The following is a 10244-nucleotide window of genomic DNA, read 5'->3' on the forward strand; positions in this document are numbered from 1 at the left end:
GGCACCACCCGGAGGTCCCGCGCGTCCCGCGCCGCCGGAGGCCTGCTCGCGGGTATAGCGTGACGCCCTGTGCACTTCGTGATCATGGGCTGCGGCCGTGTCGGCGCGTCGCTCGCGCAGTCGCTCGAGAGCAACGGCCACTCCGTGGCGGTCATCGACCAGAACGCCGACGCGTTCCGTCGCCTCGACGCCGACTTCGGGGGCAACAAGGTCACCGGCATGGGCTTCGACCGGGACACCCTCACGCAGGCGGGCATCGAGGACGCGTTCGGGTTCGCCGCGGTGTCCGACGGCGACAACTCGAACATCCTCGCCGCGCGCGTCGTGCGGGAGACGTTCGGCATCGAGAACGTCGTCGCCCGGATCTACGACCCGCACCGCGCCGAGATCTACCAGCGTCTGGGCATCCCGACCGTCGCGACCGTGCGGTGGACCGCGCACCAGGTGCTGCGCCGGCTGCTGCCGATGGGCGCGACCGACGAGTACCGGGACGCCTCCGGGCAGATCCAGCTCGCGCAGGTCGACGTGCACCCCGGCTGGATCGGGCGCACGCTGCGCTCGATCGAGGAGACCGTCGGCATGCGTGTCGCGTACCTCACCCGCTACGGCGAGGGCGTCCTGCCGACCACCGACACCGTCCTGCAGGAGAACGACATCGTGCACGTGCTGCTCCGGGCCGACGACGCGGCCCACGTCGAGAGGACCCTCACGAACGCCCCGGTGGTGACCGAGTGAGGGTCGTCATCGCCGGCGCGGGCTCGGTCGGCCGCTCGATCGCGCGCGAGCTCCTCGGCCACGACCACGACGTCACGCTCATCGACCGCCAGCCGTCCGCGATGCGGGTCGCGCAGGTCGCCGACGCGGACTGGCTGCTCGCCGACGCGTGCGAGCTGCCCACCCTGCGGGAGGTCCGGGCCGACGAGTGCGACGTCGTCGTCGCGGCCACGGGCGACGACAAGGCCAACCTCGTCATCGCGCTGCTCGCGAAGACGGAGTTCGGGGTGCCCCGCACGGTCGCGCGCGTCAACAACCCGAAGAACGAGTGGATGTTCGACGAGGCGTGGGGCGTGGACGTCGCCGTGTCGACGCCGCGCATCATGACGGCGATGGTCGAGGAGGCCGTGACCGTCGGCGACCTGGTGCGGATCTTCACGTTCCACCAGTCCCGCGCGGACATCCTCGAGATCACGCTGCCGGGCGACTCGCCGCTCGCAGGGCTCCGCGTGGGTCAGATCGACTGGCCCGCCGACACCGTGCTCGCGTGCATCGTGCGCGACGCCCGCCCGATCGCCCCGAGCCCGGACGACACCCTCGAGGGTCTCGACGAGCTTCTGTTCGTCACGGGTCGTGACGCGGACGAGAAGGCTCTCGAGGTGCTCCTGACCCACGGACCAGCAGCCAGCTGACCCACAGCGCGAGGGCGAACAGCGGCACGCCCATGACGAGCTTCGCGGTCCCGAGCCAGGCGACCTCGGCCGACAGGTAGAGCGGCACCTGCACGGCGAGCCGCAGGCCGAACACGGCGACCCAGGGCCAGGTCGCGAGCGCGTAGCGCCGGCGCAGGACGGAGTCGTCGCGCCACGCGACCGCGGCCGACCAGCTGCCGCCCGTCACCGGGCCGTCCTTGGCGAACAGACCGACGAGCAGACCGACGAACGGCCACCCGACGAGGATCGACACGAGCGTGCCGGCGAGGTACGCGACGTTGACCCACAGCCCGTACGCGAAGTAGTCCTCGGCCTGACCGGTGCGCAGCGCGATGAACGCGCCGATCCCGACGCCGAGGATCCCGCCGAACGCCTGGGTCACCGGGGTGCGCTGCACCAGCCGGACGACGACGGCGACGGCCGCCGCCCCGAGCGCCGCGACCAGGGCGGGCACGAGCCGCTGCCCCGCCGCGAGGTACACGACGACGAACAGCAGCCCGGGCGCGACCGACTCGACGATCCCGCGCACACCGCCCAGCGCGTCGAGCGCGGAGAACTCCTGCGCGGTGATCGCCTTCATGCCGCGCGCGCCGCCCTCCTCCGGGGGGACGACGTCGTCGACCGTGTCGAGGGTGCGCTCGACGGGCTCGGGGTGCGGCGTGCGCCGCTGCTCCTCGGGCACGTCACTCCCCCGGCCGGGGCCGCAGCTCGTACCTGGGGTTGAAGACGGTCCGCCGGCCGTCGACGAGGCAGACGAGGCCCTCGATGCGCACGCGTCGTCCGGGCGCGATGCCGGCGATCTCGCGGCGACCCAGCCACACCAGGTCGAGCGCACCGCTGCCGTCGTACAGCTCCGCCTCGAGGGCCGGGACGCCCTCGCGCGGCCGCAGGACGACGGACCGGATGACGCCCGACACGCTCGCGCGGGTCCGGTGCGGCAGGCTCTCGACGGCCGTGCAGCCCACGGACCGCAGCGCGTCCGCACGCTCCTCGTCGGCCTCGATCTCCGCCTGCGAGGCGACGACCTTGCGGAGGCGCTCCTTGAGGCTCATCGGGTCTCCGTGATCTCCGGGCCGCGCGTCAGGGGGTCGAACGACGGCTTCTCGGGCTCCGCGGCGGCGGGCGCCTGCGCCGGGCCGGGCAGCCGCAGCGCGAGCAGGTCGCGCGGCGGACGGGCGTCGGTGCCGCGCACGACGACGATGCGGGCGAACAGCTGCTCGAGCGCCTCCGCGGCACCGGGCTCGACGGCACCCTTGCCGGTGATGACGCCCCGCAGGAACCAGCGCGGGCCGTCGGCGCCGATGAACCGTGCCGGGCGGTGACCCGTGCGCCCCTCGGGCGTCTTGACAGGGAGGCGGGCGAGCAGCTCGCGACCGAACGGCCCGGGGATGTCGTCGACCGCGCCGCCCTGCGACGTCACGGACTCGGCGATCTCCGCGCGGATCTCGTCCCAGATGCCCTCGCTGCGCGGCGCGGCGAACGCCTGCACCTGCAGCGACGAGCCGTCGAGCAGCACCGAGGCGGCCGACACGACGTCGGTCGCCTTGTCGATCTCCATCCGCAGCTCCATGCCCGGCAGGCCGGGCAGGCGGATCGCCCCGAGGTCGACGCGCGGGAGGTCGTCGGTGACCTCGGACGCGTCCCACGGGCCGGTCGTGCGGGCGGGGACGTCCGTCTCCTGCGGGCCCGCGGTGCCGTCCTGCGGGACGACCTCGGCCTCGACGACGTCGTCGGCGGCGGTGTCCTTGCCGCCGCGTCGGAACAGAGCCACGACACACTCCTCCTCGGCGCGCACGCGCGCGCCGTACCTGTCGACAGTAGTCCCGAGCCGGACCACGACCTAGCCGGTGCGTGCGGCCTTCCAGCCACCGCTCGACCCGAAGCCGCCCTCGCCGCGGTGCGACCCGGGCAGCTGCTCGACCTCGACGAACCGCGCCCGGTCGACGCGCTGCACGACCAGCTGGGCGATGCGGTCGCCCCGGTGCAGCTCGATCGGGTGCTCGGCGTCGGTGTTGAGCAGCGTCACCGCGATCTCCCCGCGGTAGCCCGCGTCCACGGTGCCCGGCGCGTTGACGATCGTCAGCCCGTGCCGCGCGGCGAGGCCCGAGCGCGGGTGCACGAACGCCGCGTAGCCGTCGGGCAGCGCGATCGCGACGCCGGTCGGCACCGTCGCGCGGCCCTGCGGCGGGAGGACCACGTCGACGCGGGCCACGAGGTCGGCACCGGCGTCACCGGGGTGCGCGTAGGCCGGCGCGGGCAGGTCGGGGTCGAGCCGGAGCAGGAGCACCTCGACGGGCGGTTCGGCGGTCACGGGGCCCGACCCTACCTCCCCCGGATGGGATGCTGGGGGCATGCCCGACGACTCCCCCCGACCTGCCGCCGCGCCCGTCGGCGTCCCCGCCGCCGCCTGGTCGGAGCGGCTGTGGCCGGGCCCGTGGGGGTGGGTGCTGCTCGTCGCGTTCACGCTGCTGCTCGGCGTGGTGCTCGTGCCCGTCGACGCCACGCTCGCTGCCGTGGTCGCGGGTGTCGCGGTCGTGGCGGGCGTGACCGCGGCAGTGCTGCTCACGCCGACCGTCGCGGTGGCCGGCGGCGAGCTGCGGGCGGGCAGCGCGCGGATCCCGGTGACCCTGCTGGGCGACGTCACGGTGCTCGACGCCCCCACGCTGCGCGAGGAGCTCGGGCCGCGTCTCGACGCCCGGGCGCACGTCTGCCTGCGCGGGTGGATCCGGACGGCCGTGCGGGTCGAGCTCGACGACCCGCAGGACCCGACGCCCTACTGGCTCGTCTCGACGCGTCGGCCGGACGACCTGGCGCGCGCGCTCGCCGCGGCGGCCCGGTCTCGCTGACCGGACCCGCCCCTAGCCGAGGGCTCGGCCCCGGGCGAGGGCTCGGCCCGACGTGCGGACCGTGCCCGGACGCGCGACGGCCGACCGCCCGCGGTGCGGGACGGCCGGCCGACGTGGTCAGGTGCAGACCGGCTCAGGCGGCGCACTCGGAGCACACAGGTGCCCCGTCACGCTCGTAGGCGAGCTGGCTGCGGTGGTGCACCAGGAAGCAGCGGGAGCAGGTGAACTCGTCCGCCTGCCGGGGAAGGACCCGGACGGAGAGCTCCTCACCCGACAGGTCCGCGCCCGGGAGCTCGAAGCCTTCGGCAGCCTCGGTCTCGTCCTCGTCCACCACGCCCGAGTTCTTGTCGGAGCGCCGGGCCTGGAGCTCCTGGAGCGAGTCCTCGCTCAGGTCCTCCTCGGTCTTGCGCGGGGCGTCGTAGTCGGTAGCCATGAGTGGCGTCACACTCCGTCGTCAGATGGATTCTCGTACGCGGGATCAATGCACAGGTCCTGGGATTTGTTCCCACGCGCGGAGGATTGTGCACCACATCTGACCCGAGTGCGAACACGGACACGTGACCACATTCGACGAACCGATTTCTGGGAGCGTTTTCACCCGTCGCTGTCGGCGTCGAGGGCCTCCAGCAGCCCTCGGAGCTCGGTCGCGCGGGCGGGCCAGCCGACGACCGTCATGTCCGGCCCCGCGGGTCGACCACGCAGGCCGCTGACCTGGGCCCCGGCCTCGAGCGCGACGAGCTGGGCCGCGGCGAGGTCCCACGGCGCGAGCCCGCGCTCGTAGTACAGGTCGAGGTGCCCGGCGGCCAGATTGCAGATGTCGAGGGCGGCCGAGCCGATGCGACGGATATCACGTACTCGGGGCAACAGATCGGCGAGGACGCGCGCCTGCGCACGCCGCCGCGAGGCCAGGTATCCGAACCCCGTGGCGAGCAGGCAACCGGCCATCGGACGCGGCTCCTGGACGTGCAGCGCGCGACCGTCGAGCGTCGCCCCGAGCCCGAGGCCCGCGCGGAACGTCCGGCCGTCCTCGGGCGCGTGCACGCACCCCGCGACGACCGTCCACGTCGCCGGGTCCGGGGCGCGGCCGTCGTCGCCCGCGGGCCCGACGACCGCCGCGACCGACACGGCGTACGCGGGCATGCCGTACAGGTAGTTGACCGTCCCGTCGATGGGGTCGACGACCCACGTCACGCCCGTCGTGCCGGGGACGAACCCCTGCTCCTCGCCGAGGATCCCGTCCCCGGGGCGCAGCTCGGCGAGCCGCCGGCGCAGCAGCGCCTCGGACGCGAGGTCCATCGCGGTGACGACATCCTCGGGGCTGGACTTCGTGGCAGCGACGTCGACACCGGCGCGTCGTCCCTCGTGCACGAGACGGCCCGCCTCGCGGGCCAGCCGTTCGGCCACCTCGACCAGCTCGGCGACGTCGGACGTGGTCAGGGGCAGGGCGCGGGGAGTGTCCACCCCGCCCATCCTGCCCGCCGCGAGGCGTCCGGGGCGACGCCGGACCGGGACGTGCCGCGGCTCACCGCCCCGGATCCGCACAACCCGGGCCCGGAGGTGGCAGGCTCTCCCCGAGGTACCGGGAGGTCGACATGGGTGAGCTCGAGCTGGAGGGTCTGCACGAGGACGGCGAGCATCTCGTCCTCGTCGGCCCCGGGGGCGAGCGGTTCCGTCTGCGCATCGACGAGCCGCTCCGCGCGGCCGTGCGCCGGGACCGGCCGCAGCTCGAGCAGCTGCGCGCCGAGAGCGCGGCGACGCTGAGCCCTCGGGAGATCCAGGCGCGCATCCGCGCCGGCGCGACGACACAGGAGGTCGCGGACTCCTCCGGCCTGCCCGTCGAGAACGTGCGCCGCTACGAGGGCCCCGTCCTCGCGGAGCGCGAGTACGTCGCCGAGCAGGCGCGCGGCACGCGCGTCGGCCGCGACGCGGGCGCCCCGACGCTGGGCGACCTCGTCACCGACCGGCTGGCCGCGCGGGGCGTCGACCTCGCATCCCTGGCCTGGGACTCCGCCCGCGAGGCGTCGGGCCCGTGGGTGGTGCTCGCGCGCTTCCGCGTCGGCGACGGGCCGCACGAGGACCGTGAGGCTCGCTGGATCTTCGACGCCGGACGCCGCACGGTCGTGGCCGACGACGACGAGGCCCGCTGGCTGTCGGAGACCGAGCTGCCCGACGAGCCGGTGATGCGCCGCCACCTCGCCGCGGTGCGCGACGTCGTGTTCGACTTCCGCGACGACGGCAGCATCGCGCACACCGAGGACGTCGCCGCGCCCGAGCCCGAGCCGGACCCGCAGCAGGAGACGCACGACCTGCTCGACGAGCTGCGGACCCGCCGGGGCGTGCGCCAGAGCCTCGACGTCGACGGCGAGGACGAGGAGTTCGAGGGCTTCGGCCCGCAGCACGCCTTCGACTTCGGCCGGGACGACGCGGACGTGCCCGGGGCGCACCCGCTCGACGCCGACCCGGTCGCCGAGGCCGTCGTGCTGCAGCCCCGGCAGAAGACGCCGACGGTGCCGACGCCCGCCGCACCGCCCGAGCCCGCCCCCACGCCCGTCGTGGCCGACGAGCAGCCGCCCGTCGAGGCCGCGGACCGACCGCGGTCGCGCAAGGGGCGCGCGAAGGTGCCGAGCTGGGACGAGATCGTCTTCGGCGCGAAGCCCGAGTGACCCGCCCCGCGTCGGCCGCCCGTCAGGCGCCGACGCCGAGGGTGCCCTGGGCGGACGTCGAGAGGGTCGCCGTGGACGGCGACGCGGCCCGGGCGGTCGCGGCCGTCATCCGGCGCATGTGGTGGCGTCGGCACAGCACCTCGTAGCCGACCTCCCCCGCACCCGCCTGGACGTCGCCCACGACGACCTGCGCACCCTCGACGACCATGACGCCGCCGACGGTCCGCGCGTTGTGCGTCGCGCGCGCCCCGCACCAGCACAGCGCCTTGACCTGGAGGACCTCGACCCGGTCGGCCAGCTCGACGAGCCGCGCCGAGCCCGGGAACAGGCGGGCACGGAAGTCGGTCGAGATGCCGAACGCGTAGACGTCGACCTCGAGCTCGTCGACGACGCGCGCGAGCTGCTCGACCTGCGCGGCCGTGTAGAACTGCGCCTCGTCGCCGATGACGTAGTCCACCGGCCGCCCGTGGGTGCGGCGCGCGATGACCTCGGCCCAGAAGTCCGTGCCGTCGGCGACCTCCGCGGCCTGCTGCACGAGCCCGAGCCGGGAGGAGATCGTCGCGGCGCCCGCCCGGTCGTTGCGGGTGAACAGCACGCCGTCGCGTCCGCGCGCGGCGTGGTTGTGGTGCATCTGCAGCGCGAGCGTCGACTTGCCGCAGTCCATCGTCCCGGAGAAGAACACGAGCTCCGCCACGGTCAGTCGCCTCCACCCACGACGAGGAACGGCACGAGCATCTCGTGCCGGGTGAGCGAGCCGTGCACCCCGACGAGGTCGAGCGACGCGGGCGTCTGCGTCGCGGAGTCGACGACCGTGGCCCGTCCTGTCATCGCGACGACCACGTCGCCGACGACCCGCCGCGCGTGCTCCCCCACGGTGCCGAACCAGCCCGCCCCGACGGCCTCGTCACGGGTCCGGACCACGGCGGCGTCGCCGAGGACGGACCGCCACCGGTCGGCCACCGTGTCCGGGTCGGCGCCGTCGACGAGGTGCAGGTGCGACGCGCGGGGCTCCCCCGCGACGAGCGCGACGTCCTGGCCGAGGACGGGATGCGTCGCGACGTCCCAGCGAGCCGCGCGGTCGACGTCGACCATGCCGTGGTCGGCCGTGACGACGAGGAGCGCACCACGCGGCAGCCGCCGCGCCAGGCGGGCGAGCTCGGCGTCGGCCTCCGCGAGCGCGTCGCCCCACTGCCAGGAGCCCCACCCGTGGTGGTGGCCCGCCTTGTCGACGTCGCCCCAGTACAGGTACGTGAGACCGGGCCGGCGCAGCGCGTCGAGGGTCGCGTCGACACGCGCGGCCAGCGGCTCGGCGGCGCGGTAGGTGGCGCCGCGCAGCGCGGCCTCCGTGAGCCCCGAGCCGGCGAACCGCGCGGGGCCGACGCTCGTCACGGCGACACCCTGCGCGACGAGCCGCTCGAAGACGGTCGGCTCAGGCTGCCAGGCGCGGGCGGGCGGGAGGTCCGTCCAGGAGACGAGGTTGCCGAGGCGGCCCGTCGCCGGGTCGCGGACCGTGTACCCGAGCATCGCGGTGCTGCCGGGGGCCGCGCCGACGCCGAGGCTCCCGAGCGCGGTCGCGGTCGTCGACGGGAACGTGCTGCGCAGCGGCGCCGACTCGCGGACGAGGCCGCGCAGGAACGGCGCGTGACCCGCACGCTCGCTGAGGTTGACGTAGCCGAGCCCGTCGACCAGCACGACGCAGACCCGGTCGGCGGTCGGCAGGCCCAGCCGGTCGTCGGTGGTCCCCGGCACGGTGCCGCCGAGCGCGCCCGCGACCGCGGGGAGCAGCGACGCGAGGGTCGGCTCCGGTCCTCCGGGCACGACGAGGTCGGCGTCCGCGGGGACCTCCACCACCCGGGTCCCGGTGCCGGCCCGTCGGTCGGCCATCACCGCTGCGCGCTGGCGGCGGACAGGCGGCGCGCGAACGCCGCGGCGGCGCGGACCGAGTCCTCGCCTTCGGCCGCGGCGCTCACGCGCACGACGACGTCGTCCGGCGTGAGCGTGCCCGTCAGCCCGTGGTCCGCCTCGCACGCGGGGTCGCCGCACGTGGCGGGCTCGAGGTCGACACGCGAGACCGCGCCCCAGCCGATCGCGAGCGTCAGCTCGACGGGCGGCCGGCCGGGCTGGTGCTCCTCGGGTCGCGGCACCACGTGCGTGAGCGCGACCGAGCGCAGCTCGGCGATCGGGACCGCCTCGGTCGTCGCCGACGCGCTGGGCGACGGGTTCTCCGAGTCCGCGGCCTGGTCGTCCACGTGCGCGACGACGAGCCGCGTCGGGGTCAGGGCGAGCACGGTGACGTGTCGACGGACCTCGGCGGCGTCGAACGTCGTCTCGAGGTGGACGAGGTGGGCCACCACGGGCTCGTCGGCGATGGCGACGTCGAGGACGTCGGCGACGAGCTCCGGGTAGTAGCCGGCGCGGTGCAGGTCGTCGCGCAGGTCGTCAGATACTGCTGGCACGGCGCCCATCCTCCCACCGAACTCCGGGTGCGTGCCGCCGTCCGGACCCGCGGTGTGGCGTCGCGGGCGCGTCACGCCCGCTGCAGGCGCCGCGTCGCGTCCGCGCGGTCCGCGTGCGCGAGCGTCGCCCGGGCGCCCAGCACGACCGCCCCGCGCTCGGAGACGACGACCGGGTTGAGCTCGAGCGAGCGCAGCTCGGGCAGGTCGTCGGCGAGCACCGCGACGCGCGCGATGACGTCCTCGAGCGCCGCGACGTCCAGCGGCGGCAGACCGCGGTACCCGAACAGCCGCGGCGCCGCCCGGGCGGACCGGACGAGCTCCGCGACGTCGACGTCCGTCAGCGGCGGGACCCCGTACGCGACGTCGCCGAGCAGGTCGGACGCGTCGCCGGAGAGCCCGAAGCTGATGATCGGCCCGAACAGCGGGTCCTCGCTCGAGCGCACGACGCACGCCGACCCGTGCGGCGCCATCGCCTGCACCTCGAGCGGCGGGCCGTCCGACCGGTCGTGGTGCGCGGCCGCGAGCGCGAGCACCTGCGCGACGTCGGCGCGCAGCTCGGGCTCGTCCTCGACGTCGAGCCGCACCCCGCCGAGGTCGGCGCGGTGGCGCAGGGCGGGGACGGTCGTCTTGAGCGCGACGGGCCAGCCGATCCGGGTCGCGACCTCGACGGCCTCGTCGGCGTCCTGCACCGGGAACGACGGCAGCACCGCGACGCCGACCGTGGCGAGGAGCGCCGCGGTCCGGGCGGGGTCGAGGTCGAGCCCGTCCGCGCGCGCGTCGCCCGCGAGCCACGACGTGACGAGCCGGCGCGCGGCGCGGGTGTCGGCGCCGTCGGGGTGCAGGGGCCGGCCG

14 protein-coding genes are annotated in these 10244 nt (G+C 75.4%); 4 read left to right on the top strand and 10 right to left on the bottom strand.

Features of this window, described 5'->3' with window-relative positions; all coding sequences use genetic code 11:
* Positions 1–84: 84 nt before the first annotated feature.
* Both CBZ_RS09105 and CBZ_RS09110 read left to right on the top strand, forming a co-directional pair.
* Complete coding sequence (locus CBZ_RS09105) at positions 85–735, top strand: potassium channel family protein (protein WP_130781262.1); 651 nt, start codon at positions 85–87, stop codon at positions 733–735.
* On the top strand, positions 732–1406 hold the full coding sequence (locus CBZ_RS09110; protein WP_130781250.1) for a potassium channel family protein: 675 nt from the start codon (positions 732–734) through the stop codon (positions 1404–1406). Before CBZ_RS09105 ends, CBZ_RS09110 begins: the two co-directional genes overlap by 4 nt.
* On the opposite strand, the gene CBZ_RS09115 is transcribed toward CBZ_RS09110, so the two are convergent.
* The 4 genes from CBZ_RS09115 to dut all read right to left on the bottom strand — a co-directional run bounded on the left by CBZ_RS09115 (position 1339) and on the right by dut (position 3780).
* Entirely contained in the window at positions 1339–2109 is a 771-nt protein-coding gene (locus CBZ_RS09115) for a DUF3159 domain-containing protein (protein ID WP_130781251.1), read from the bottom strand. The genes CBZ_RS09110 and CBZ_RS09115 overlap by 68 nt on opposite strands.
* A 1-nt stretch (position 2110) precedes the next feature.
* A complete protein-coding gene (locus tag CBZ_RS09120) occupies positions 2111–2479 on the bottom strand; it encodes an OB-fold nucleic acid binding domain-containing protein (RefSeq protein ID WP_130781252.1) in 369 nt (122 codons plus the stop codon).
* Positions 2476–3198, bottom strand: coding sequence for a DUF3710 domain-containing protein (locus CBZ_RS09125; protein ID WP_130781253.1), 723 nt, complete (start codon positions 3196–3198; stop codon positions 2476–2478). The genes CBZ_RS09120 and CBZ_RS09125 overlap by 4 nt, the downstream gene beginning before the upstream one ends.
* 69 nt (positions 3199–3267) lie before the next feature.
* Entirely contained in the window at positions 3268–3780 is a 513-nt protein-coding gene (gene dut, locus CBZ_RS09130) for a dUTP diphosphatase (RefSeq protein ID WP_165446713.1), read from the bottom strand.
* Here dut and CBZ_RS09135 point away from each other — a divergent pair.
* Positions 3779–4273, top strand: a complete 495-nt coding sequence (locus CBZ_RS09135; protein ID WP_130781255.1) for a DUF3093 domain-containing protein — start codon at positions 3779–3781, stop codon at positions 4271–4273. The genes dut and CBZ_RS09135 overlap by 2 nt on opposite strands.
* A gap of 133 nt (positions 4274–4406) precedes the next feature.
* On the opposite strand, the gene CBZ_RS09140 is transcribed toward CBZ_RS09135, so the two are convergent.
* Positions 4407–4706: a DUF4193 domain-containing protein gene (locus tag CBZ_RS09140; protein WP_013771304.1), complete on the bottom strand. Its 300-nt coding sequence runs from the start codon at positions 4704–4706 to the stop codon at positions 4407–4409.
* Positions 4707–4867: 161 nt separating this feature from the next.
* Positions 4868–5734: an inositol monophosphatase family protein gene (locus CBZ_RS09145; RefSeq protein ID WP_246013196.1), complete on the bottom strand. Its 867-nt coding sequence runs from the start codon at positions 5732–5734 to the stop codon at positions 4868–4870.
* Between the two features lie 131 nt (positions 5735–5865).
* Here CBZ_RS09145 and sepH point away from each other — a divergent pair, with 131 nt between their 5' ends.
* Entirely contained in the window at positions 5866–6936 is a 1071-nt protein-coding gene (gene sepH / locus CBZ_RS09150; RefSeq protein ID WP_130781257.1) for a septation protein SepH, read from the top strand.
* A 22-nt stretch (positions 6937–6958) separates the two neighbouring features.
* Here the strand turns inward: sepH and CBZ_RS09155 are convergent, their stop codons facing one another.
* From CBZ_RS09155 to CBZ_RS09170, 4 genes are all read right to left on the bottom strand, one after another.
* Positions 6959–7630 (bottom strand): thymidine kinase, encoded by a 672-nt coding sequence (locus CBZ_RS09155; protein WP_130781258.1) that lies wholly within the window; start codon positions 7628–7630, stop codon positions 6959–6961.
* 2 nt (positions 7631–7632) lie between these two features.
* Positions 7633–8820 (bottom strand): alkaline phosphatase family protein, encoded by a 1188-nt coding sequence (locus tag CBZ_RS09160; RefSeq protein WP_130781259.1) that lies wholly within the window; start codon positions 8818–8820, stop codon positions 7633–7635.
* Positions 8820–9401: a DUF5998 family protein gene (locus CBZ_RS09165; protein ID WP_130781260.1), complete on the bottom strand. Its 582-nt coding sequence runs from the start codon at positions 9399–9401 to the stop codon at positions 8820–8822. Before CBZ_RS09165 ends, CBZ_RS09160 begins: the two co-directional genes overlap by 1 nt.
* Before the next feature lie 62 nt (positions 9402–9463).
* A partial coding sequence (locus tag CBZ_RS09170) for an acetate--CoA ligase family protein (RefSeq protein WP_174768651.1) occupies positions 9464–10244 on the bottom strand: 781 nt, incomplete at its 5' end.

It is taken from the genome of Cellulomonas biazotea, from assembly GCF_004306155.1.
GTDB classification, from domain to species: Bacteria; Actinomycetota; Actinomycetes; order Actinomycetales; family Cellulomonadaceae; genus Cellulomonas; species Cellulomonas biazotea.

Coding starts and splice junctions, on each gene's coding strand:
- CBZ_RS09105 (WP_130781262.1), top strand. CDS start 85: ATGGGCTGCGGCCGTGTCGGCGCGTCGCTCGCGCAGTCGCTCGAGAGC.
- CBZ_RS09120 (WP_130781252.1), bottom strand. CDS start 2,479: ATGAGCCTCAAGGAGCGCCTCCGCAAGGTCGTCGCCTCGCAGGCGGAG.
- CBZ_RS09135 (WP_130781255.1), top strand. CDS start 3,779: ATGCCCGACGACTCCCCCCGACCTGCCGCCGCGCCCGTCGGCGTCCCC.
- dut (WP_165446713.1), bottom strand. CDS start 3,780: ATGCCCCCAGCATCCCATCCGGGGGAGGTAGGGTCGGGCCCCGTGACC.
- CBZ_RS09140 (WP_013771304.1), bottom strand. CDS start 4,706: ATGGCTACCGACTACGACGCCCCGCGCAAGACCGAGGAGGACCTGAGC.
- sepH (WP_130781257.1), top strand. CDS start 5,866: ATGGGTGAGCTCGAGCTGGAGGGTCTGCACGAGGACGGCGAGCATCTC.
- CBZ_RS09160 (WP_130781259.1), bottom strand. CDS start 8,820: ATGGCCGACCGACGGGCCGGCACCGGGACCCGGGTGGTGGAGGTCCCC.
- CBZ_RS09165 (WP_130781260.1), bottom strand. CDS start 9,401: ATGGGCGCCGTGCCAGCAGTATCTGACGACCTGCGCGACGACCTGCAC.